The sequence below is a fragment of the Bradyrhizobium sp. TM233 genome (assembly GCF_036247965.1).
Classification (GTDB): Bacteria; Pseudomonadota; Alphaproteobacteria; order Rhizobiales; family Xanthobacteraceae; genus Bradyrhizobium; species Bradyrhizobium ottawaense.
Genome location: NZ_BTIG01000001.1, coordinates 665,280 through 687,758, shown reverse-complemented (window position 1 = coordinate 687,758; position 22,479 = coordinate 665,280). Strand labels below are relative to the sequence as shown.

Genomic DNA, 22,479 nt, shown 5'->3' with positions numbered 1-22,479 from the left:
TGAGCTCGGCGTTTTTTATTCCAATATTCTGCAAGACGGATCGCTGGAGTCGCCGCAGACCCACGCAATCCCTGTCCTCGGAGAAGCTACGTGAAGAAGACGGTACTGACTGCTTTGACTCTGGCGATGCTCGCCTCGAGTCCGGCTCTGGCCGAACCCTCGAACAGCACGCCGCACGCGCTGGCATGCATGAAGAAATACGGCTTCACCTACGCCCAATGGCGCGCCTATGCCGTCCCGGCCGAGAAGGCGAATCCCTATAGGGCCTGTCGGGACGCGGCTCCGGCGGGAGAAAATTCCGGAATGGGCAAGAGCGGCGCCTGTCAGCGGAAGGCGGGCTTTACCCAGGCGCAGAACGACGCTGGGCAGGTCACGCCCGACCAACGGCAGAAGTGGGAACGTTGCATGGGGATGTGACCCGTCACTGGTCCCGGCCTTTCCAAGGAAAGCCCTGATCTCGTCATCGCGCATCGGTGATGAGAAGGTCGGACAGGCAAGGAGCTGTTCAACCGGCCAGCGGTCAACGCTAACCGAAAACGCCCGCGCGTCTTCAGCGCGCGGGCGACGACGATGTTCTCAACAGCGCAGAACGTTTCCAATCAGTCCCGGTGCGGACAGACCATCGTCAGATGGAGCAGCGTCGGCCTGTCCGAGCCCTTCTTGTATTCCCACTCCAACCGGATCTCGTGCCGGTGGGCGAAGGCATCGCTCGGCGCATGAACGATGATATTGGTTTTCATCGGGATCGGCGGCTCGGAGTTGAAGCACTTCCGGACGCAGGCATCGAGCAGGTCGCATCGCGTCAGCGGGATGACGCCGGGCTCGTCCCTGGAGAGCGGGACCGTGTTCGGCTGGGTGCTGAGGTCGAGACGAGCCCGGCCCTTCTCCTTGTGCCAGTATTTGGCGCTTCCCTGCGGCCACTTCGAGGCCGGCGTCAGAATCAGGTGGTATTGGCCGTATTCCAGGGTCGGCAGATCGATGTCGTCCGACGCTTTGAGCTTTTCCACGCTCCTCTTCATGTTCGCCAGAGGGTAGTAATTGCTGTTCATCAAGTCTTTGAACGGCTTGCCGTTGTATGTTTTTCCACCCATCGCCTTGTCCTTCGATATGATCCAACCAATCAGGGTGACGTGCAGCCCAGCAAAGCTCGTTGGTCAGAACGAAGCCCTCGGCGCCCCCAGAACGCGCGGCCCCATGTTCGCGCGCGCAAACGCTATCATTCGAAAATGTGCTTCGTCCAGAGAGCTACTGGTCGGTGATGCAGCCATGCTTCTTTGCAAGTTCGATTGCCATGATTCCTCCGATAGGTAATCTTGCGTCAGGCTCTTCGCGAGCGCCGGTCTGTGAAAAAACGGCGCTGCGACTTTTGAAGGCACGGAAATGCATTGTGCCGCGTGTCAGTCGGCGATCGACCCAGGCGACAGTTGGTGCTCCAAGTGCGGGGTGGCCGTGCGGCGCTCCGAGCCGGACAGCGAACGCCGGTTCGTGACTATACTCCGCGCCGACGTCGTCGACTCGACCGGGCTCGTTGCCGATCTCGATCCCGAGGAGGCGGTCTCGCGCCTGGAGCCGGCCCTGGTCGCCATGCGAGGCGCGGTGCGTCAATTCGGGGGCATCGTCAGCAAGGAATTGGGCGACGGGCTTTCGGCGGTGTTCGGCGCACCGATCGCGGACGACAATCACGCGCCGCTGGCCTGCCATGCCGCGATCGAGCTGGTCCGGCGCGTCGCCGGCCTGGGCGATCCCGGGCTTCAGGTTCGGGTCGGTCTCCACTCCGGCCATGTCGTCGCCTACATGATCGCCAGCGAATTTTCCAAGGTCTACGAGATCGGTGGTGCCGCCCAGCATCTGGCTGCCCGGCTGGAGTCGGCGGCCGAGGCGAATCAGATCTACGTGTCGGAAGCCTGCCAACAGCTTGCCGAAGGGCATGTCCGATTCGAGTTTCTGGGCGGCAGGCCGCTGCGAGGCTTCAACCAATCAGTGCCGGTCTACCGGATCGTGGGTGCGAGCGACCTGTCGAGCTGGCGGGTGCGGCGGGCGCGCAGCGTCTCCCGGTTTGTCGACCGCACGACCGAGCGGGCGTTGCTGGCCCGCGCCGTCGAGGGCGCCAGAACCAGCCGGCAGACGGTTCTGCTGCTCGGCGATGCTGGAATCGGCAAATCGCGGCTCGCGCACGAGTTTGTCCAGGAGCTCAGGTCCCATGGCTGGCGCCTGATCGACGCCGAGTGCAGCCCGAACCTCCAGGGAGCTCCGTTCAGCACGCTCAAGCGTCTTTTGCTCTCGGCTCTGGAGGTGGCCGCAAAGGACCCTGACAGTCCGTCAGATCCCCGGGAGGAGCTGGCGGAGATTCAGCAGTGCGCCCTCGACGCGGTGCTCGATCTGCCGATATCGAATCCGCAGTGGAATCAGCTGGAGCCCCACGCCCGGGGGCGTGCCATCTCCGATGCAAGCTGCGCCATTGTCGGGGGCATCGCCGACCGTCAGCGAACGATCCTCCTGCTCGAAGATCTGCACTGGATCGACCGTGCCAGCGATTCGGTCATGGCTACGATCGCTTCGCTTCAGGCGCCCGGTCTTCTCGTGCTCCTCACGTCGAGGCCCAACGGCATGCCGGTATGGATCGCGCGCTGCCACGCCGAGGTGGTTGCGATGCGGCCGCTCGACGATGATTCGGGGTTGGCCATGCTGGCCGACATGCTCGGTCCCTCCGCGGCAAACGACGACCTGAAGAACCGGATCATCTCGCACACGGCCAATGTTCCTCTCTTCATCGAGGAGGTCTGCCGCGGGCTGCGGGACAGCGGCACGCTTCACGGCCAGTGGGGTGATCTCGCGCTGATGCGTCCGATCGAAGAGCTCGGCATTCCCTCGAGCATCCAGGGCGTGATTGCAGCGCGCCTCGATCGCGTGTCGCGGCAGGAGCGGTCCGTTCTGCAGATCGCGGCTGCGCTTGGCCCGCGATCGAGCGTCGCCATGCTGCGCAAGCTCGTCGAGCTGTCCGAGAATGCCCTCCAGGATTGCCTCGCGGCGCTCGACCGCGCCGAGCTGCTGGCGAGGATCGACAGGGAACTGGACGATGCGCTCGAGTTTCGGCACGAGATGGTTCGGCAGGTGACCTACGACTCGATGGTCGACAAGGTGCGCGAAGACATCCATGCGCGCATTCTTGTGACGCTCGAAAGCAACGCATCGTCCACGGATGCGCCTGATGCGCTGTGCTATCACGCCGTGCGCGCCAAGGATTGGTACAAGGCATTCGTTCACGGCAAGAGCGCAGGACGAAAATGCCTGAGCCGATCGGCCTTTTCGGACGCGGCCAGCTATTTCGAAGTCGCGATGGGCTCCCTCGACAAGACCCCGATAACGCCTTTGCGGGAGGCCGATGCGATCGACCTGCGGATGGAAGCACGCGCGGCCTTCATCGCGTCCGGTCAGGTCGCCGAGTGGCTCGACCTCGGAAAAGAGGCCGAGCGGCGGGCCGGCGCGATCGATGACATCGGGCGCAGGGTCGCCGCCATGACGGTCAGAGCCGGCGCGCAGAACTTCTATGGAGCGCCGGTCGAAGCGGTCGTGGCTTCCGAAGAGGTGGTCCGCCTTGCGGAGGAGTGGGGCAATCAGGGATGGCTCAATCTCGCAAGATACGGTCTCGGACAGGCCTATTTCCTCGCCGGCCGCTACCGCGAAGCCGAACGGACGTTGGCGCTGGCCCACGCTCAGCTGGCCGGTCCGGATGCCAGCGCCCCGATCGGGACGACGCCAAGAAATCTGCTGCTGCTCTGCTGCATGATGAAGAGCTTCACTCACACGGTCATCGGCGAGCTGGATATCGCGGACCGGCTTCAGCGTGAGGCGGCGGCGATCGCGGCGGAGACCAATCGCCCCTATGATCTTTCAGCTGCCGCCTATAGCGGCGGCTGGCTGATGCTCGGCCGGGGCGACCCGGCGGCGGCCGCCGCCATTCTCGAAGAGGGCTTCGTCCTGGCGCAGAAGCACGGTATCCGGCTGTTCGTGCCGGTACTCGCCTGCCACCTCGGCACGGCCTATCTGGAGCAGGGTCTGTTCGACCGGGCGCGCGGCATGCTGACCGAGGCGCGCGAGGAGGCCAAGGCGGTCGGCTATACCTCGGCGGTGCTGCGCAGCTCAATTTATCTTGCGCTCGCGACCTGGCGTCTCGGCGATGTCAGGGCTGCGCAGAACATGCTGCGCGAGGCGCGCAACACCGCCCGCCAGCAGGGGTTTTCGGGCCTCGAGGCCGAGGCCCTGTTCGGCGAGGCCGTCGTGACGCCGGCCTCCAGTGCGGAGAGCAGGGCGGCTATCCTCGCGTCCTTGCGCGCGGCCATCGCGATCGCCTCCGAAAGCGGGGCGCTGCCGCTCCAGCGCAAGGCCGAGGCGATGCTGACCGAGGTGCTGGCCCAGGGCAGCGAGCTCATCTGACGCCGCGTCTGGCCGAGGCTGCATCGTGCCGCCGCGGGATCGAACCGTCGGCCCAAAATGCCGAATAAATCTCACAGGCAGCACAAAGGGTTAGCTACTGTGCATGGGGTTGTTTTCGAGATTTTTGATCGGGCCCGTCGCCAGGCGGCTGCGAGAGGCGCCTCGCAAACCGCGGTGACGAAGCCCTTGCGCCGACGCCAAGGTCGGCTACCGTCGGCTCCTAGCCGCAGGGCCAGGTGACTTTTGATCTTTATTTTTTAGCATCGCATTCTGCCGGCGCCGCCATGGCGCGACGCCCATCGGACGAGGCGGGGCCATGATCACACGGGACCAGTCAGCTTTGTTGGCGCCGGTCGAGCGCGACCTCAGGCTCGATCTCTTCCGCGGTATCGGCCTGTGGATGATCTTCCTCGACCACATCCCGCACGACGTCGTGGCCTGGCTGACGCTGCGCAATTACGGCTTCAGCGACGCCGCCGAGTTCTTCGTCTTCATCTCCGGCTATCTGGTCGGCTGGATCTACGGCCCGATCGTCGCCGGCGGCTGGTTTCTCGCCGCGATGAAGCGGCTGTGGCGGCGTGCGGCCGAGTTGTATGTCGCGCACATCATGCTGTTTCTGCTGTTCACGGCGCAGATCGCCCGCACCGCGCGCCGCTTCGACAATCCGATGTACCAGCACGAGTTCAACGTGTTCAACTTCCTGTCGCATCCGGACGAGCTGATCGGGCAGGCGATCCTGCTGAAATACAAGCCGGTCAATCTCGACGTGCTGCCGCTCTACATCACGCTGGTGCTCGCATCGCCCTTCATCGTCTGGTGCCTGGTGCGCCGGCCGAACCTGACGCTCGCGGCCTCCGTCGTGCTCTACGTGCTGTCGCGCTGGTTCAACTGGAACATCGCTTCCTATCCGCCCGGCACGACCTGGTACTTCAACCCGTTCTGCTGGCAGCTGATGTTCGTGTTCGCGGCCTGGTGCGGCGTCGGGCAGATCGACAAGATCGCCGGATGGGTGTGGTCGAAAGCGGCGATGGGTCTGGCCGCGGCCTGGCTGGTGTTCGCGCTGCTGATCGTGATGACCTGGCACGTCCCCGCGCTCGAGGCGCTGATCCCGAAATGGATGATCAAGGCGATCTACCCGATCGACAAGACCGACCTCGACATGCTGCGCTTCACGCATTTCCTGGCGCTGGCGATCTGGGTGACCCACTTCATCTCGCGCAAATGGCGGGTGCTGCATGGGGCCTGGCTGCGGCCCGTGATCCTCTGCGGCCAGCATTCGCTGCCGATCTTCTGCCTCGGCGTGTTCCTGTCGTTCTCGGCGCACTGGATCCTGACGCAATACACCAAGGGCGTCTGGGAACAGCTCGCCGTCTCCATCGTCGGCATCGTCATCATGGTCGGCGCGGCCTGGCTGCTCGACCGCGCCGAGCGCGTGCCGAGCCTGTTCGTGAAGGTGACCGAGGTCGAGGAGCCGGAGATCGTCGAGAGCGCGCAGGCCGCGACCGCCGGCGCGGCCCCCGCGAGCCGCTGAAGCATCGTCCGCATGTCCTGGAGAGCCCAATGTCCAAACGTTTGCTGACGATCGCCGGCGCTCTCCTGTTTCTCGTCTGCGGTGCGTCGGCACAGGCGCCGTCGCCGGAGGCGATGAGCGCGGCGCGCAAGCTCGTCGTCACCTTGAAGATCGCCGATCAGTACCGCGCATTGCTGCCGCAGCTCCTGCTCAAGCTCCGGCCGGTGGTCGCGCAGGACAGGCCGGAGATCGAGCGCGACTACGATGCGGTGACGGCACCCGGCTCCGAGATCTATGCTCCGTTCGTCGCGTCCATGGTCGAGCAGATCGCGGCGTTCTATGCCCAAAGCTTCACGGTGGACGAGCTGCGCCAGATCGACGCCTTCTACGCCCAGTCGGCCGGGAAGAAGTTCCTGGAGAAGTCGGACGCGCTGGCGCAGGCGAGCGCGCAGATCGGCCAGGACGTCAGCCAGAAGGCCGCCGACGAACTGAAGCAGCGCCTGCTCGAGGCGCTGCGCCAGAAAGGCCACAAGCTCTGAGCCGCGGGCTAAGCCAGGAACGCGCGGAAGCGCCGCAGTGCGATCACGAAGAAGACGCCGCCGATCACGGCGAGCGCGACCAGCTGCGGCCACACGGCCTCCAGGCCCGCGCCGCGGAACAGGATCGCCTGCGCGAGCATCACGAAATGCGTGTTGGGCGCCGCCAGCATGATGTCCTGGACGAATTGCGGCATGCTCTCCCGCGGCGTCATGCTGCCCGACAGGGTCTGCAGCGGCAGCAGGATCATGATCAGCAGCAGCCCGAACTGCGGCATCGATCCGGCGACGGTGGCGAGAAAGATGCCCATGCTGGTGGTAGCAAACAGCTGCAGCGCGGCGCCGACGAGGAACAGCGCCAGCGAGCCGTCGATCGTCACCTCCAGCCAGCCCTTGACGACGAAGGCGATCGACAGCGCGGAGGCGACCAGCACCACGGCTCCCATCGACCAGACCTTGCTCACCATGATCTCCAATGGCGTGACCGGCATCACCAGCAGATGCTCGATGGTGCCGTGCTCGCGCTCGCGGATCAGCGCCGCGCCGGTCAGGATGATCGAGAGCATCGTGATCGAGGTGATCACGTGGTCGATGGCGCCGAACCAGGATTTCTTCAGCTCCGGATTGAATCGCGCCCGCAGCGCCAGCTCGATCGGCGCGGTCTGGGCATTGCGCGTGTGCGCCAGGAATTCCGCGACTTCCGCGCTGACGATCTGCTCGATATAGCCACCGCCGTTGAACGCCTGCGAGATGCGGGTCGCATCGACGTTGAGCTGGATCGTGGGCGATTTGCGCGCCAGCAGGTCGCGCTGGAAGTCAGGCGGGATGTCGAGCGCGAAGGTATCGAGGCCGGCGTCCATCCGCCGGTCCATGTCGTATTGCGAGATCAGGCGCGGCTCGGAGAAATAGGGCGCCGTGAATGCCATCTCGATGCGGGTCGAGATCGGCGAATGGTCCTCGTCGACGACCGCGATCGCGGCGCGATTCAGCGTTTCCGGCAGCGCCTTTGCGCCGGCATAGACCGCCAGCGTGAAGGAATAGACGATGAGCACGAGCAGCATGGGGTCGCGCACCAGGCCGCGCAATTCCTTGATGCCGAGCTGAAACAAATTGTCGAAGCGCATGGTCAGCGGGCCTGTTTCTTCAGCAGCATCGCGCCGGCAATCACCAGGACGGGGACCATGATCGCGAGCGCCAGCAGATCGTTGTGGAGGGTGTCGAACGCCAGGCCCTTGGAGAAGGTGCCGCGCGAGATCGTGACGAAATAGGTGGTGGGATAGAGCCGCCCGACCAGGGCACCAAGTCCCTGCAGCGAGGAGACCGGATCGATCAGCCCGGAATACTGGATGGCCGGAATCAGCGTGACCAGAACGGTGCCGAACAGGGCCGCGATCTGGCTGTTCATGAAGGCCGAGATCACCAGCCCCATGCCGGTCGTCGCCGTGACATAGAGCAGCGCGGCGAGCGCGTAGGTCGGAAAGCTCCCGGTGAAGGGGACACGGAAGACGACGAGGGCAAAGCCGACGAGAAGAAGGAAGTTTCCGAACGCCAGCACGACATAGGGCAGCTGCGTGCCGAGCAGGAATTCCAGCCGCGTCACCGGCGTCACGTAGAAATTGACGATCGAGCCGAGCTCCTTCTCGCGCACGACCGCGAGCGCGGCGAGCACGGCCGGAATCATGATCAGCAGCAGCGGAATGATGCCCGGCGCCATCGCGACGACGCTGATGACATCGGGATTATAGCGGTAGCGCAGCTGAAGCTGATAGGAGCCGGCGATCGCCGCCTCGCCATAGAGCTCGCGGCCCTTTTGCGCGAGCCAGGTGGCGTGGATCGCCTGGGCGTAGGAGCGCAGCGTTTCGGCCCGCGTCGGATTGGCGCCGTCGACCCAGGCGCCGATCTCGACATGGCGGCCGCGGCTGACGTCGCGGCCGAAGCCCGGCGGCAGCTCGATGGCGAGCCCGATCTCGCCGGCGCGCATGCGACGGTCGAGATCGGCGTAGTCGGTGATGGGGGATTTTTCGGTAAAGTAGCGCGAGCCCGCGATCTGGAGGCTGTAGTCGCGGCTGATGGCGCTGTCGTCGCGGTCGAGCACGGCGAAAGTCAGGTTCTCGACGTCCATGCTGATGCCGTAGCCGAGCACGAACAGCAGCAGCACGCTGCCGAGGATTGCGAGCGTGGCGCGGATCGGATCGCGCCGCAGTTCGAGTGCCTCGCGCCGGGAATAGGCGAGCATGCGGGTCGGATTGAACGTCGCGCCGCGCTTGCGTGGCGGCTCCGCTGTCGCGGCCGGGAGGGGCGATGCGATCGCAGGCTGGCCCGCCGGCTCTGGCGTATCCGCGATCGCCTCTTCCAGGCAGGCGATGAAAGCCTGCTCCAGCGTCGCGGTGCCGCGCGCGGCCACGATCGCCGCGGGAGTGTCCGACGTCAGCACCTTGCCCGCATGCATCAGCGAGATCCGGTCGCAGCGCTCGGCCTCGTTCATGAAATGGGTCGAGACGAAGATGGTGACGTTGTCCTTGCGGGAGAGCTCGGCGAGGATCTGCCAGAAGCGGTCGCGGGCGACCGGATCCACGCCGGAGGTCGGCTCGTCGAGGATGAGGATGTCGGGCGCATGGATCATGGCGACCGCCAGCGACAATCGCTGCCGCAGCCCGAGCGGCAGCGCATCGGGCAGGGCCTCGGTAACGTCGGCGAGGTCGAACCGGCTGATCATCTCGCTGATGCGCGGAGCGATGGTCTCCGCCGGCAGCTCGAACAGCCGCGCGTGCAGATCGAGATTTTGCGCGACCGTGAGCTCCGAATAGAGCGAGAAGCCCTGCGACATGTAGCCGATGCGCCGCCGTACCGACATGTCGCCGGCATCGATGGTCTTGCCGAACAGCCGCGCGGTGCCTTCGCTCACCGGCAGGAGGCCCGTGAGCATCTTCATGGTCGTGGTCTTGCCGCACCCGTTGGAGCCGAGGAAGCCGAAGATCTCACCCTTCCTGATGCGGAAGCTGACGTCGTCGACGGCCACGAAGCCGTTGAACCGTCGGGTCAGGTGGTCGGCCTCGATCGCGATCTCGTCATGGTCCTCGGCGCGCGGCGGGATGACGACATTGGCATAGTTGCTGCGATCCGCTTCGGGCAAGAGACGAATGAACGCGTCATCGAGCGTATCCGTCCCGGTCTGCTGCTTGAGCTCGGCAGGCGTTCCGGTCGCCAGCACGCGGCCGGCATTCATCGCGATCAGGAAGTCGAACTGCGCGGCCTCTTCCATGTAGGCGGTCGAGACGATCACGCTCATGCCGGGCCGGCTGTCGCGGATCGAGGTGATCAATTCCCAGAACTGGCGGCGCGACAGCGGATCAACGCCGGTGGTCGGCTCGTCCAGGATCAGGAGTTCGGGATCGTGGATCAGGGCGCAGCACAGGCCGACCTTCTGCTTCATGCCGCCGGAGAGTTTTGCCGCTGGCCGGTCGGCGAAGGGTGTGAGCCCGGTGTCGCGCAGCAGGCCGGCGATCCGCCTGTGTCGCTCGGCCTTGTCGTGTCCGAACAGACGGCCGAAGAAGTCGATGTTCTCGAACACCGACAGTGTCGGATACAGATTCTTGCCGAGCCCCTGCGGCATATAGGCGATGTCGGGGCACACGTTGCGGCGATGGCGCGAGCTTGCCATATCGCCGCCGAGCACGTGGATGCGTCCGTCCTGGATCGCGCGGGCTCCGGCGATCAGCGACAGCAGGCTCGATTTGCCGACGCCGTCGGGGCCGATCAGTCCGACCATGCAGCCGGACGGCAGGTCGAGCGTGATGGCATCGAGAGCCCGGGCCTTGCCATAGCTCAGGCCCACGCCTTCCAGATGCACCACGCTGCCGGCGGCAGCCGATGCATCGGCTGTGGCAGCCGCGCTCATCGCGTCAGCTTGATCTTGAGATTGTCGGGCCATTGTGCGGCCGGATCGAGCTGCACATAGGCCATGCCTGGCAGGCCGGTCTTCACGTGCTCGATGTGCTGGCGCAGCAGCTCGGGTGCGATATGTGCCTTGATGCGGAACATCAGCTTCTGACGCTCCTCCTCGGTCTCGACGGTCTTGGGCGTGAATTGCGCGACGTCGGCGACGAAGGTGGCCTTGGCGGGAATCACATATTGCGGGATGGCGTCGAGCACGAGGCGAACCTCGGCGCCCATTGCGACGCGGCCGGCATCCGCCGTCGGCAGGAAGAACGTCATGTAGACGTCGCCGAGATCGACCATGTTGAGGACGCGGCCGCCGGCGGCGAGCACCTCACCGGGCTGCGACACGCGATACTGCACGCGGCCATCGCGCGGCGCCTTCAGCACGCTGTCATTGAGGTCGGCATTGATGCTTTCGATCGCGGCCTTCGCGGCGTCGACCGAAGCACCGGCGTCGATCACCATGGCGCGTGAGGAGCTGATCGCGGCCTCGGATGCCGCGACCTGAGCGTGGGACGCGGCGAGCGCCGCCTTGGCCGTGGCGTTGGCGGAGCGGTCGTCGTCCAGCACCTGCTGCGATACCGCACTGGTTCTGATCAATTGTTCGGAGCGATCGAGCTTGCGGCTCGTGCTGTCGAGCTGGGCGATGCGCTGGTCGACTACGGCCTCGGCGGCCTTGCGCTCGGCCTCGCGCTGGTTCACGAGGCTCTTGGCGGTCTCGACGTTGATGGACGCGCGCTGCAGCTGTGCTTCGGCCTGGCGGCGCTGCGCCTGCAATTGCTCGGTGTCCATGCGCGCCAGAATCTGGCCCGCGCGCACGAAGTCGCCTTCGTTGACCAGGATCTCGCGAATCCGGCCCGGCGTCTTGGTCGCGATGTCGATCTCGACTGCCTCGATGCGGCCGTTGCCGCGGGCGAAGCCTGCCGGCAGCGTGTTGGTATCGCGGTGCTGCCAATAGTAATAGCCGCCGCCAGCAACGAGGACGGCGATCGCGGCGATGACGCGACCCGGAGTGAAGTTCATTTTGATCAAAACGCCGTGAGGCGGCGCCCACTGTTGAGACACGAACGCCCGGCCGCTGATGGTGCGGAAAGGCAGCCTCAACATTGCAGTGAATTTTGCATCGCAACTTGATGCAGATCAGACGGCGGCGCGAGGCGTACCTGCCGCTATTTTGGGCTCCGCGTCGTCGCTCGTCCGCCGCGATGGGTCAAGCGGACGAGCGAGGCTTGCTGAACGGATTGCGGGGCGCGCCTTATTTCACCAGCGGGCAGCCGCCATCCTTCAGGGGCCGAAATGCCTGGTCGGCAGGCACCTCGGCGAGCAGCTTGTAGTAATCCCACGGCCCCTTGGATTCCTCCGGCTTCTTCACCTGGAACAGGTACATGCTGTGCACCATGCGGCCGTCCGCGCGCAGCACGCCGTTGTCGGTGAAGGCGTCCTTCACCGGCAGCTCGCGCATCTTCGCCATCACCGTCTTGGTGTCCCTGGTGCCGGCGGCCTGCACGGCCTTGAGGTAATGCAGCGTCGCGCTGTAGGTGGCGGCCTGGTTCATCGTCGGCATGCGCTTGACGCGCTCGAGGAAGCGCTTGCCGAAGGCGCGGGTCTTGTCGTTGAGATCCCAGTAATAGGCCTCGGTGATGATCAGGCCTTGCGCGAGCTTCAAGCCCAGGCTGTGCACGTCGGAGATGAACATCACGATCGCGGCCAGGTTCTGGCCGCCGGCGACGATGCCGAACTCGCCGGCCTGCTTGATCGCGTTGATGGTGTCGCCGCCGCCGTTGGCGAGGCCGATGATCTTGGCCTTGGAAGCCTGGGCCTGAAGCAGGAACGAGGAGAAGTCGGCCGTATTGAGCGGATGCTTGACGCTGCCGAGCACCTTGCCGCCCGCGGCCTTCACGACATCGCCGGTGTCGCGCTCGACCGAATGGCCGAACACGTAGTCGGCGGTGAGGAAGAACCAGGTGTCGCCGCCGTTCTTGACGATGGCGCTGCCGACGGTGTGGGCGTTGGCGTAGGTGTCGTAGGTCCAGTGCGCGGTGTAGGGCGAGCAGGATTTTCCGGTGATGTCGGAACTGGCCGCATCCGTCACGATCATGATCTTCTCGTACTGCTTCGACAGCTCCATTACCGCAAGCGCGGTCGCCGAGGTCGGCAGGTCGATGATCATGTCGACGCCCTCGGTCTCCCACCATTTGCGGGCGATCGTGGAGGCGACATCGGGCTTGTTGAGGACGTCGGCCGAGACCATGTCGATCGGCTTGCCGAACATCTGCCCGCCGAAATCCTCGATCGCCATTTTGGTCGCCTCGACATTCCCCATGCCGCCAATGTCGGAATAGACGGAGGAGAAGTCGGAGAGCACGCCGATCTTGAGCGGCGCCTGCTGGGCCGAGGCGGGGGTGATCAGAGCAGCCGACAGCAAGCCGGCCGCAGACACGAGTGCTGCGATAGATCTCATGGATACGTTTCCTCTTGAGCGGGACTATTCTGTCCCTTTGTCCGACAAAGTTAGAACCCGGTTCCGGCAGAGTCAATTTGTTGCCTCTGTCGCAGGAATGGCGCCGTTTGACGCATTCCGCGGCGACGCTTATACTTTGTCCGACAATCACCATTGGAGGCCGATTTGCCTGTCGCGCCGCTGTTCCGACCGATCGATGTCGCGCCGGCCTATCAGAAGGTCGCCGACGCCATCGAGCGCGAGATCGTCAATGGCCGCATCAAGCCCGGCGATCCCATCGGCACCGAGCACGATCTGGTCCGCCAGTTCGGCGTCAATCGCTCGACCATCCGCGAGGGCATCCGTGTGCTGGAGGAGGGCGGGCTGATCCGGCGCGATTCCTCGCGCCGCCTGCACGCCTGCCTGCCGCGCTACAGCAAGCTCGCAAGCCGTCTCAGCCGCGCGCTGGTGCTGCACGAGGTGACGTTCCGCGAGCTCTATGAGGCCTCGATGACGCTGGAGGTGGCGAGCATCGAGGGCGCGGTGGAGCGCGCGAGCGAGGAGAATCTCGCCGAGCTCGCCGGCAATCTCGCGCGCAGCGAGGCCGCTATTGGCAGTCCCGCCATGCTGGCCGAATGCGATGCCGAATTCCACGTGCTGGTCGCCAAGGCCTCGCAAAACCGCGTGCTCCAGCTCGCGCGCGAGCCCGCGGCGCAGCTGTTCTATCCAACCACCGAGATGATCGTGACCGGCGTCGCCGAAGGCGGCCCGCGTCTCGTCGCGGCGCACCGCCATCTCATCGAGGCGATCCGCCGCCGCGACCGCGAAGCCGGCGTGCTCTGGACGCGCCGGCATTTGCAGGACTGGCGCCGTGGCTTCGAGAAGATCGCCTCGCTCGATCGCTCGGTCGAGCACATGTACATGGAGCACGCGCAGGCGGCCCGGCGCCGGTAGCGCAAAACAAGACGCAAGATTTCAAGCAAGAAATTCAACAAATCAAGACATCACACGGAGGGACACATGACCGGCGACACCGCAGCCACCATCTCGAAAGCACGCGAGCATTCCATCGGCGATCTCCTGCGCCGCTCGGCGGGCCGTGGGCCGAACAAGCTTGCGGTGAGCTGCGGTGGTGTGAGCTGGACCTTTGCCGAGATGGATGCGATCTGCAACCGGCTCGGCCGCGGCCTGCTCGGTCTCGGCGTGAGGAAGGGCGATCGCGTCGCGGTGCTCTCCCGCAATTCGCACGCCTTTGCCGCGCTTCGCTTCGCGGTGGCGCGGATCGGCGCGGTTTTGGTGCCGATCAATTTCATGCTCAATCCGGACGAGATCAATTTCATCCTGAAGAGTTCCGGCGCGAAGCTGCTTGCGGCCGGCCCCGATTTCGTCGAGCCGGCTCAGGCCGCAAGCGCGAAAGAGTGTGCGGTCGAGAAGATGATCTGGCTGCCGGGCGAGGATCCCGCGTCGGCGCCCGCGGGCCTGACCACCTTCGACGATCTGCTCGATGCCGACGGTTCGTTCCTGGAAGCCTCGGTCGACAGCCGCGATCTCGCGCAGATCGTCTACACCAGCGGCACGGAATCCCTGCCCAAGGGTGCGATGCTGACCCATGAAGCGGTGATGTGGCAGTATGTCAGCTGCATCATCGATGGCGGAATGAGCGTGGACGACAAGTTCCTGCACGCGCTGCCGCTCTATCACTGCGCCCAGCTCGACGTCTTTCTGGGGCCGCAAGTGTATCTCGGCGCCTCCGGGGTGATCACTGGCAAGCCGACCGCCGACAACATCCTGGCGCTGATCCAGGCGCACAAGATCACTTCGTTCTTCGCGCCGCCGACGATCTGGATCGCGATGCTGCGCTCGCCGTCTTTCGACAAGACCGACCTGTCGACCCTGCAGAAGGGCTATTACGGCGCCTCGATCATGCCGGTGGAAGTTCTGCTCGAGCTGCAGCGCCGCCTGCCCGCCGTAAAATTCTGGAATTTCTACGGCCAGACCGAGATCGCGCCGCTCGCGACCGTGCTGCGGCCGGAGGACCAGCTGCGCAAGGCAGGCTCGGCCGGCAAGCCGGTGCTCAATGTCGAGACGCGCGTCGTCAACACGGCGATGGAAGACGTGAAGGTGGGCGAGGTCGGCGAGATCGTGCACCGCTCGCCGCATCTATTGTCCGGCTATTACAACGATCCCGTGAAGACCGCGGCGGCATTCAACGGCGGCTGGTTTCACTCCGGCGATCTCGCCACCGTCGACGAAGAGGGCCACATCACCGTGGTCGACCGCGTCAAGGACATGATCAAGACCGGTGGCGAGAACGTCGCCAGCCGCGAGGTCGAGGAGATGGTCTACCGTATCCCGGGGGTTTCCGAGGTCGCCGTGGTCGGCCTGCCCGATCCGCGCTGGATCGAGGCGGTCACCGCCATCGTCGTGGTCAAGAGCGGCGAGAAGCTCGACGAAGAATCCGTCATCAAGCACTGCGCCGGTCAGATGGCGCATTTCAAGGTGCCCAAGCGCGTCATCTTCGTGGATGCCTTGCCGAAGAACCCGAGCGGCAAGCTGCTCAAGCGCGAGCTGCGTCAGCGCTTCGTCGGCGGCGAGACGCTCGACAAGGCGATCCAGAAGAATTTTGGCGCGTAAGGCCGGGCGGCTTTTGGCTGCGTCGTGGTCGAGTTTCGCTAGCCGGCGTCGCCGGCCAGCTTCCTGACATCGTCCGGCGTTTGTCCGAAGCGGCGGCGAAACGCGCGATGGAAGTAGGAGACGTCGTGGAAACCGGCGAGATGCGCGATCTCGATGATCTTGCGCGTGCGCAGGCTCGGATTTCGAAGCAGGCGTTCGGCACGCAGCAGGCGCTGCTCCAGCACGAAGCCGCTATAGGTGATGCCCGCCTGCTCGAACAGCAGCTGGATCGTGCGCGGGCTGACCCGGTGCGCGGCTGAAAGGAGGGTGAGCGACAGCGCAGGGCTGTCGAGCTGCGCCAGGATGTCGGACTTGAGGGTTTCGAGACGCGCTGCCGCCAGGCCGCGCATCCGGGCTTGTTCGGCGACATCGCCGCGCGCTCCGATCATCAGCACCGAAAGGTCGAACAGGTGCTGCGAGACCGCGTCCAACTCCGCGGGACCGAGCTTGTCGGCATACTCATGTGCGAGATCATAATAGCGCAGGAACATCGACGTGACCGGATTGGCGCCGGGGATCGAGCGTGCAATCAGGTCCTCGGCATTCGGGCACGCCCGCAGCAGCGCCTTGCGCGGCAGCAGCGCAGTCTGGAAATTGCCAAACCCTGTCTGAGTGATGTGGGCGCCCCTGATCGAGGGATCGCCGATCGTGACGTCGCCCGCGGCGATCTCCAGCGGGCGTTTTCCCATGGCCCCGCTGAGCGCCGAATTGGGCGACATCGTAATCACCAATTCGTCGTTCGTCCCCAACGATACGAAAGACATCGGCGAGCCGAACGAGGCCGAGAGCCTGATACGGGGAAGAATCGCCGGCGCAATGGTTCGATGGACGCGCCCTTCTCCGACCGGCACGAAATCGACGTTGGCCACCTGACGGCAAAACTGCTCGCGCCATCTTTCATAGGCCGGGCCATTCGGGTCGCCGTCGAATGAGAGTTGAGGCTGGATCATCGATCGGGAAGGGCAGGCTTGTTGGCGGTTTACGGCAGGTTGTATCGTCAGGCTGGTGCGCCGCAATGGCAAAAGCGCCGGATTGCGCGATAAGCCACTCGCAACGGCGCGCAGAGACCGCGACCAGGTGCCGCAGTCCCCGTGTGTGCGGATTGCAACGGCAATTCGCCCCGTGGCGCTGGGGGTGGTGGACCTCAGTATTTCTTCACAGCCGTGCCGAATGTCAGCCACAGCGCCATCGATGCGAGCCCGAAGCCACCGAGCAGCAGGAAAGTCGGCCCGTAGCCGATCCATTGCGCGATCCAGCCTCCGAGCGCGGGACTGAGGCTGGCGCCGATGCCCTGCACCGTGATCACGGCGCCCTGGCCGAGATTGATGCGGCCGGTGCCGTTGAGCGAGCGCGCCACCATACCGGGGACGGCAACCGTCTGCAGTCCGGTGCCGATGCCGTCGAGAACCTGCATCGGCACGACGCCCCACCATCCCGTGACGAAGAAGGCGAGCACGCCGCGGATGGGCAGGAACATGAAGGACACCAGGATCACCGGCCAGTAATTGCGCTTGCTCGCCGCCTTCATCGCGATCAGCGACGTCACGACCATGACGCCTTGCGCGATCACCACGGTGGTCGCGACGAAGCTGGGGCCGTTGGCCTGTCCCTCGGCCACCGCCGCAAGTCCGTAGAGCGGTACGATGGCGGCATTGCCGAGGTGGAACAGCGCGAGCGCGAGTGCCAGCACGAGCAGCGCCTTGTGCTTGAGCAGCATCGTCATCGCATCCGGCGGAGCCTTGGAGTCGTCCTCCTTGCTGCCGCGTGAGGCGAGATCGTCGATCGCCTTGGCGGGGATCATCAGCACGCAGGCGATCGCGATGGCGCCGAACACGGCCGCCAGCACGAACACGGCGACATAGCCGAATCTGTAGCCGAGATAGCCAGACAATGCCGCGCCCACCATGTTGCCGGCGTGGTTGAAGGCCTGGTTGCGGCCGTTGAGTGCATTGAAGCCCTTCTGCTTGGCGATGCCGAGCGTGATGCCGGTGACCGCCGGCACGATGGCGGCGCTCGCCAGCGATTGCGCGACTTGCGAGAACGTCACCGCCCAGAAGTCTTGCGAGATCAGGATGATCGCGGAGGCGAGAACCACACAGATGCCGGGAATGACGACCCATAGCCGCTTGTTGCGGCTGGAATCGATGAAGCCGCCGATCGGCGTCGTGACCAGCATGCCCGCGACATTGCCGATCGTCATTGCGGTGCCGATCAGCCCGGTTGCCCAGCCGCGCTCCTGGAGGAAGACCCCGACGAACGGCCCGATGCCCGACTGCATGTCGGCCATGAAGAAGTTGAGCGCAAATAGAGGCCAGATACGGGACGAGGAGGGAAGCCGCGATGTCATCGATACCCAAGCATGCTGTTCGTGCGTCGCGATCCCTTTGGCCAACCGTTCTGGCGTTGATCTGAACGTAACGGGCGCTCGTCACGTTGGTTCCAGTCACCCCGCTCATCGACCTTGCTGAAAGCTCGCTCGCGATGTCATCCTGCGATCTTCTCACGGAGCTCTGGTCATGCCTTTCTGGACCTGCGAAACCTGCGGCGCGCAATTTCCGAACGGCGGAAATCCACCCGCCTCCTGCGTGATCTGCGAGGACGAGCGGCAGTTCGTGAACTGGAAAGGGCAGACGTTTCTCACGCGCGAGCAGCTCATGCAGGGGCACCGACTGGTGGGACGCGACGATCTTGGCCTCACCGGGATCAGCCTGGAGCCGAGCTTCGCCATCGGGCAGCGCGCGCTGCTGGTGCCTCAGGGCGACGGCTGCGTGATGTGGGATTGCATCCCGCTCGCAACCGACGACGCCATCCAATACGTCGCAGCGCTCGGCGGACTGAAGGCGATCGCGATCTCGCATCCGCACTACTACGGCGCCGCCGCCGACTGGAGCGATACCTTTGGCGGCGTGCCGGTCTATCTGCATGCCGACGATCGCGCCTTCGTCACGCGGCCGCATCCTTCGATCGTGCACTGGACCGGTGAAAGCCACCGCATCTCCAACGATGTGCTGCTGCTCCGCACCGGCGGTCATTTCGCCGGCGCCACCATGCTGCACTCGGCGCGCAGTGCGGACGGCAAGGGCGCGCTGCTCACCGGCGACATCGCCCAGGTGACGATGGACCGCCGCTTCGTCAGCTTCATGTACTCCTATCCCAACTATATGCCGCTCAACGCAGCCGCGGTACGGCGGATCGCGGCCGCCGTCGAGCCGCTCGCGTTCGATCGCATCTATGGCGCCTGGTGGGGCCGCAACATTGCTAGCGGCGCCAAGGCCGCCTTCGCGGCGTCGGTGGAGCGATACGTCGCCGCCATCGCCTGAGCCGGCGAGCTGATCTGATTTATCTTGCCGGCGTCAAATAACTGTACTAAAAGTACAGTTAATTGCTGTGGCGCAACGGCGCGTCCGCGGGGCCCGGCATGATCGATGCATCTCCGCGTCCGCGGCGTAGTCTGTGGCTGCGAGCGGGAGTTCGGTTCATGACGGCGCACTACGAGATCTTCGAGGCCGGCGACGTCACCCTCCAGTCCGGGACCGTATTCCCTTCGCTGAAGCTCGCCTACAAGACCTATGGCACGCTGAGCCCGGCCAAGGACAACGTCGTCCTCTATCCGACCTCGTTCAGCGCGCAGCATTTTGACACCGAGTGGCTGATCGGCCCGGACGGCGTGCTCGACCCCACGCGCTACTTCATCGTCATCCCGAACCTGTTCGGCAACGGCCTGTCGTCCTCGCCGTCGAATACCGCAGCGCCGTTTCCCGAGGTGACCTATCACGATGCGATCGCGGTCCAGCATCGCCTTCTCACCGAACGTTTCGGCGTTTCGAGGCTGGCCCTCGTCTATGGCTGGTCGATGGGCGGCATGCAGGCCTATCACTGGGCGGCGCTGCACCCTGACATGGTCGAGCGTGCAGCCGTAGTCTGCGGCAGCGCTCGCTGCGCACCCTACAACCACGTCTTCCTGGAGAGCGTGAGGGCCGCGCTGACCGCCGATCCTGCCTTCCGCGACGGCCGCTTCGCCGACAAGCCCGTCGCCGGCTATCGCGCCATGGGGCGCGTCTATGCCGGCTGGGCGATGTCGCACGGCTTCTATCACGAAGAGCTCTGGCGCGAGGCCGGCTTCACCTCGCTGGAGGATTATCTCGTCCGCGTCTGGGACGCGACCTTTGCCCGGCGCGACGCCAGTGATCTCCTGGCGCAGATCGGCATCTGGCAGAACGGCGACATCAGCCGCTGCGCGACCTTCGCAGGCGATTTCGATCGCGCGCTGGCGGCGATCAAGGCCCACATGCTGCTGATGCCCGGCGCGACCGACCGTTATTTCGATGTCCGCGACAACGAGGACGAGCTCGGCCGGCTGGTGAACGCGAAATCTGCGATGCTGCATCCGATCCCGTCGCTGCACGGCCATCGCGCCGGCAACCCCGTCGGCAATCCGCGCGACCAGGCCTTCATCAAGGCCGAGATCGCAGCCCTTCTCGGCAAGTGACACAGGCATCCGATCATGACTGACGCAACTGTTTCAGAGTCCGGCCACCGCCTGAAGCCGTTGACGCCGGCCATGCTGCGCGAATTGTCGGTCCGCTCCAATCTCAGAGGCGCAGCGCAGAGCCTTGGCCATTATGGCGTGATCGTGCTGGTGGGCGCGCTGATCTGGAAGATCTCGTCGATTTGGGGCGTGCTCTGGGCGCTGCCGCTGATGGCGGTGCAGGGCTATATCGTCGCCTTCCTGTTCATGGCGGTGCACGAGACCGCGCACAAGACCGCGTTCAGGAGCCGCAGCCTCAATCTCGTCGTCGGTTATCTCTCGGCCTTCCTGATCGGATTGCCTTACGAATATTACTGCCTGTTTCACTGGGACCACCACCGCTACACCCAGGATCCGGACAAGGATCCCGAGCTGATCGTCGGCGTGAAGCCGACATCCGACACGCAGCTCGCGATCGCCTATAGCGGCCTGCTCCAGGTCGCCGGCCGTCTTCGGCTGATGCTTGGCCATGCCATCACCGGAAAGGTCACCGTGGCCTGGATCCCCGAAAACAAGCGCGCCGTCATCGTCAGAGAGGCGCGTGTCTATGTCGCGGTCTATGCCCTGCTGCTCGCGCTCTCGCTGTGGTTTTCGTCAGCGCTGCTGCTTTGGGTCTGGCTCGTCCCGCTTGCCGTCGGGCAGTTGTTCCTGCGGCCCTATCTCTATGCCGAGCATACCGGCTGCGAGCGCACCCGCAGCGCTTTTCAGAACACCCGCACCACCTATACCGCTGCGGTGGTCAAATGGTTTGCGTGGAACATGCCCTACCACGTCGAGCACCACGCCTATCCCTCCATCCCGTTTCACGCGCTGCCGAAGCTGAACGAGATCGTCGACGGCGAGATCGTTTATCGCGGCCGTGGCTACATCCATACGACGCGCGAAACCTGGGCCTGGTTTCGCCGGCAGCGGCAGGCGGGCTAGTCAATGCAAAGCCCCGATCGCAGAGCGATCGGGGCTTTGTCGAGGGCGCGAGATATCAGTAGATCCCGTAGGCGCAGACATTCACGACGCGCACGCGCATGCCGTGACGGGTCCGAACGAGGCGCTCCTGGTAGCAATTGCTGACGCCGGTGTTGAGGTAGATGCCGCCGCCGTAGCCCCAACCGTGACCCCAGTGATGATGCGGATAGAAGCCGCCAGCCGAGGCGGCGGTGGGCGCGAGAGCGGCAACGCCGAGCGAACCGGCGGCGATCAGACCGAGAGCAAGCTTACGAAACATCTTCATTCTCCAGTGTGGCGCTAAGGCCGTTGTTGTGTCCCTGCATCTCGGTCGGGCCGAGACGCGAACGCGTTCACGGGGGATGAGGAGAATCGTGTTTCAGGAATGTTTCGTGGGCCGCGGCGAAATATGCCGGCCTCATGTTTTCCGCGCCGCGCGATAGCGCGCGGCCATCGCCTGCGTCAGCTCCGCCATCTTGTCGCGGAGGTCGGCGGGCTCCAGCACCTCGGCCTCGGGGCCGAGCCGCAACAATTCGGCCGCGGCGTGCCAGGATGTCTTGCCGACAGGCACGCGGGCAATGCGCCAGCCATCCGCATCAGCGGTCTCCTCAACCTGCGTGCGCGCCTTGACGTAGGGCTGGCTCAGCGCGTCGAGCAGCTTGACGCCGAACGGCGACAACCGGACGATCGCGACATTGGGATGCATCTCGGCTTCGAGGCGCAGCGTCGCGGCCTGCCAATAGGCGGCGAGATCGAAATCGGCGGGACGATCGAAGCCGTCGTCGAGCGCTGTGCAGTCGAGCACGCGCGCGACGCGATAGGTGCGCACGCTGGCGTCGACCTGGCCGGCGAAATACCAGCTCCCGCCCTTCAGCACGAGGCCGAGCGGCGCGAGGCGACGCTGCTTCTCCGCGCGCCAGCTCTGGTAGCGGATCTTGATCAGCGTCCCGCGCAGCACCGCGCCGGCAATCATGCGCAGATGCTTCGGCTCCTCGGCCTCGCCGAACCAGCCCGGCGCGTCCAGATGAAAGCGCTCCTGCATCCGGCTGGCATCCTGGCGCAGATGGACGGGCAGCGCCGCCATCAGCTTGTTCTGCGCGGCGATCATTGCTGCGTCCAGCCCGAGCGCCGCCGCCGGGCCCGGCAAGCCCGCCAGGAACAGCGTCTCGGCCTCGCTCGGCGACAGGCCGTTCAGCCGCACGCGATAGCCGTCGAGCAGCCGATAGCCGCCCTCCGCGCCGCGGTCGGCGTAAACGGGAACGCCGGACGCCGCGAGTGCGTCAATGTCGCGATAGATCGTGCGCACCGAGACCTCGCAGGCCTCCGCGAGCTCCGGCGCGGTGACCTGCCCCCTGGCCTGGAGGGTGGTGAGGATCGACAACATTCGACTCGCGCGCATGATTGCTTAAACCATACCTGACACAGGATGTCAGGTATGACCCGCTACAAGCTGCGCCACCGCCCGCTGGCCAGATGG

Annotated in this window: 18 protein-coding genes; 9 read left to right on the top strand and 9 right to left on the bottom strand. The window is 65.0% G+C overall.

The genetic code is table 11. The annotated features are described in order from the left end of the window. The first annotated feature begins 90 nt into the window (after positions 1-90). Entirely contained in the window at positions 91-417 is a 327-nt protein-coding gene (locus AABA86_RS03260; protein WP_212245752.1) for a hypothetical protein, read from the top strand. A gap of 182 nt (positions 418-599) precedes the next feature. On the opposite strand, the gene AABA86_RS03255 is transcribed toward AABA86_RS03260, so the two are convergent. Then, positions 600-1,091, bottom strand: coding sequence for a hypothetical protein (locus tag AABA86_RS03255; protein ID WP_212245750.1), 492 nt, complete (start codon positions 1,089-1,091; stop codon positions 600-602). Positions 1,092-1,380: 289 nt separating this feature from the next. Here AABA86_RS03255 and AABA86_RS03250 point away from each other — a divergent pair, with 289 nt between their 5' ends. The 3 genes from AABA86_RS03250 (at position 1,381) to AABA86_RS03240 (ending at position 6,483) form a co-directional block, all read left to right on the top strand. Then, positions 1,381-4,434: an ATP-binding protein gene (locus tag AABA86_RS03250; RefSeq protein ID WP_338305708.1), complete on the top strand. Its 3,054-nt coding sequence runs from the start codon at positions 1,381-1,383 to the stop codon at positions 4,432-4,434. Between the two features lie 316 nt (positions 4,435-4,750). Continuing rightward, a complete protein-coding gene (locus tag AABA86_RS03245) occupies positions 4,751-5,965 on the top strand; it encodes an OpgC domain-containing protein (protein ID WP_212245746.1) in 1,215 nt (404 codons plus the stop codon). A 29-nt stretch (positions 5,966-5,994) separates the two neighbouring features. After that, positions 5,995-6,483: a DUF2059 domain-containing protein gene (locus tag AABA86_RS03240; RefSeq protein WP_212245744.1), complete on the top strand. Its 489-nt coding sequence runs from the start codon at positions 5,995-5,997 to the stop codon at positions 6,481-6,483. An 8-nt stretch (positions 6,484-6,491) separates the two neighbouring features. Here AABA86_RS03240 and AABA86_RS03235 read toward each other — a convergent pair whose 3' ends face one another. From AABA86_RS03235 to AABA86_RS03220, 4 genes are all read right to left on the bottom strand, one after another. Next, positions 6,492-7,604: an ABC transporter permease gene (locus AABA86_RS03235; protein ID WP_212245742.1), complete on the bottom strand. Its 1,113-nt coding sequence runs from the start codon at positions 7,602-7,604 to the stop codon at positions 6,492-6,494. Positions 7,605-7,606: 2 nt separating this feature from the next. Next, positions 7,607-10,378, bottom strand: a complete 2,772-nt coding sequence (gene rbbA, locus AABA86_RS03230) for a ribosome-associated ATPase/putative transporter RbbA (protein WP_338305707.1) — start codon at positions 10,376-10,378, stop codon at positions 7,607-7,609. After that, positions 10,375-11,442 (bottom strand): HlyD family secretion protein, encoded by a 1,068-nt coding sequence (locus AABA86_RS03225; protein WP_338305706.1) that lies wholly within the window; start codon positions 11,440-11,442, stop codon positions 10,375-10,377. Before AABA86_RS03225 ends, rbbA begins: the two co-directional genes overlap by 4 nt. Before the next feature lie 232 nt (positions 11,443-11,674). Further along, a complete protein-coding gene (locus AABA86_RS03220) occupies positions 11,675-12,880 on the bottom strand; it encodes an ABC transporter substrate-binding protein (protein WP_212245729.1) in 1,206 nt (401 codons plus the stop codon). Positions 12,881-13,045: 165 nt separating this feature from the next. Between AABA86_RS03220 and AABA86_RS03215 the strand changes: the two genes are divergently transcribed. Further along, positions 13,046-13,813, top strand: a complete 768-nt coding sequence (locus AABA86_RS03215; RefSeq protein ID WP_212245727.1) for a FadR/GntR family transcriptional regulator — start codon at positions 13,046-13,048, stop codon at positions 13,811-13,813. A 66-nt stretch (positions 13,814-13,879) separates the two neighbouring features. After that, a complete protein-coding gene (locus AABA86_RS03210) occupies positions 13,880-15,493 on the top strand; it encodes an acyl-CoA synthetase (RefSeq protein WP_338305705.1) in 1,614 nt (537 codons plus the stop codon). A 38-nt stretch (positions 15,494-15,531) separates the two neighbouring features. Here AABA86_RS03210 and AABA86_RS03205 read toward each other — a convergent pair whose 3' ends face one another. Both AABA86_RS03205 and AABA86_RS03200 read right to left on the bottom strand, forming a co-directional pair. After that, complete coding sequence (locus AABA86_RS03205) at positions 15,532-16,713, bottom strand: AraC family transcriptional regulator (RefSeq protein WP_338305704.1); 1,182 nt, start codon at positions 16,711-16,713, stop codon at positions 15,532-15,534. Further along, complete coding sequence (locus AABA86_RS03200; RefSeq protein ID WP_338305703.1) at positions 16,677-17,879, bottom strand: MFS transporter; 1,203 nt, start codon at positions 17,877-17,879, stop codon at positions 16,677-16,679. The genes AABA86_RS03205 and AABA86_RS03200 overlap by 37 nt, the downstream gene beginning before the upstream one ends. Before the next feature lie 169 nt (positions 17,880-18,048). Here AABA86_RS03200 and AABA86_RS03195 point away from each other — a divergent pair, with 169 nt between their 5' ends. The 3 genes from AABA86_RS03195 to AABA86_RS03185 all read left to right on the top strand — a co-directional run bounded on the left by AABA86_RS03195 (position 18,049) and on the right by AABA86_RS03185 (position 20,984). Then, positions 18,049-18,852 carry an MBL fold metallo-hydrolase gene (locus AABA86_RS03195; RefSeq protein WP_338305702.1) on the top strand — a complete coding sequence of 268 codons (804 nt, stop codon included), beginning with the start codon at positions 18,049-18,051 and terminating at the stop codon, positions 18,850-18,852. A 158-nt stretch (positions 18,853-19,010) separates the two neighbouring features. Continuing rightward, on the top strand, positions 19,011-20,021 hold the full coding sequence (locus AABA86_RS03190; RefSeq protein ID WP_338305701.1) for an alpha/beta fold hydrolase: 1,011 nt from the start codon (positions 19,011-19,013) through the stop codon (positions 20,019-20,021). A gap of 15 nt (positions 20,022-20,036) precedes the next feature. Next, a complete protein-coding gene (locus AABA86_RS03185) occupies positions 20,037-20,984 on the top strand; it encodes a fatty acid desaturase (protein WP_338305700.1) in 948 nt (315 codons plus the stop codon). A gap of 55 nt (positions 20,985-21,039) precedes the next feature. Here AABA86_RS03185 and AABA86_RS03180 read toward each other — a convergent pair whose 3' ends face one another. Then, positions 21,040-21,282 carry a hypothetical protein gene (locus AABA86_RS03180; RefSeq protein WP_338305699.1) on the bottom strand — a complete coding sequence of 81 codons (243 nt, stop codon included), beginning with the start codon at positions 21,280-21,282 and terminating at the stop codon, positions 21,040-21,042. A gap of 138 nt (positions 21,283-21,420) precedes the next feature. After that, positions 21,421-22,401, bottom strand: coding sequence for a helix-turn-helix transcriptional regulator (locus AABA86_RS03175; RefSeq protein WP_338305698.1), 981 nt, complete (start codon positions 22,399-22,401; stop codon positions 21,421-21,423). Positions 22,402-22,479 lie beyond the last annotated feature (78 nt).

What these genes read in the sequence shown, in the direction of transcription:
- rbbA (WP_338305707.1), bottom strand. Translation starts at nt 10,378, where the DNA reads ATGAGCGCGGCTGCCACAGCCGATGCATCGGCTGCCGCCGGCAGCGTG.
- AABA86_RS03185 (WP_338305700.1), top strand. Translation starts at nt 20,037, where the DNA reads ATGACTGACGCAACTGTTTCAGAGTCCGGCCACCGCCTGAAGCCGTTG.
- AABA86_RS03175 (WP_338305698.1), bottom strand. Translation starts at nt 22,401, where the DNA reads ATGCGCGCGAGTCGAATGTTGTCGATCCTCACCACCCTCCAGGCCAGG.
- AABA86_RS03255 (WP_212245750.1), bottom strand. Translation starts at nt 1,091, where the DNA reads ATGGGTGGAAAAACATACAACGGCAAGCCGTTCAAAGACTTGATGAAC.
- AABA86_RS03220 (WP_212245729.1), bottom strand. Translation starts at nt 12,880, where the DNA reads ATGAGATCTATCGCAGCACTCGTGTCTGCGGCCGGCTTGCTGTCGGCT.
- AABA86_RS03190 (WP_338305701.1), top strand. Translation starts at nt 19,011, where the DNA reads ATGACGGCGCACTACGAGATCTTCGAGGCCGGCGACGTCACCCTCCAG.
- AABA86_RS03235 (WP_212245742.1), bottom strand. Translation starts at nt 7,604, where the DNA reads ATGCGCTTCGACAATTTGTTTCAGCTCGGCATCAAGGAATTGCGCGGC.
- AABA86_RS03240 (WP_212245744.1), top strand. Translation starts at nt 5,995, where the DNA reads ATGTCCAAACGTTTGCTGACGATCGCCGGCGCTCTCCTGTTTCTCGTC.
- AABA86_RS03195 (WP_338305702.1), top strand. Translation starts at nt 18,049, where the DNA reads ATGCCTTTCTGGACCTGCGAAACCTGCGGCGCGCAATTTCCGAACGGC.
- AABA86_RS03245 (WP_212245746.1), top strand. Translation starts at nt 4,751, where the DNA reads ATGATCACACGGGACCAGTCAGCTTTGTTGGCGCCGGTCGAGCGCGAC.
- AABA86_RS03180 (WP_338305699.1), bottom strand. Translation starts at nt 21,282, where the DNA reads ATGTTTCGTAAGCTTGCTCTCGGTCTGATCGCCGCCGGTTCGCTCGGC.
- AABA86_RS03250 (WP_338305708.1), top strand. Translation starts at nt 1,381, where the DNA reads ATGCATTGTGCCGCGTGTCAGTCGGCGATCGACCCAGGCGACAGTTGG.
- AABA86_RS03200 (WP_338305703.1), bottom strand. Translation starts at nt 17,879, where the DNA reads ATGACATCGCGGCTTCCCTCCTCGTCCCGTATCTGGCCTCTATTTGCG.
- AABA86_RS03210 (WP_338305705.1), top strand. Translation starts at nt 13,880, where the DNA reads ATGACCGGCGACACCGCAGCCACCATCTCGAAAGCACGCGAGCATTCC.
- AABA86_RS03225 (WP_338305706.1), bottom strand. Translation starts at nt 11,442, where the DNA reads ATGAACTTCACTCCGGGTCGCGTCATCGCCGCGATCGCCGTCCTCGTT.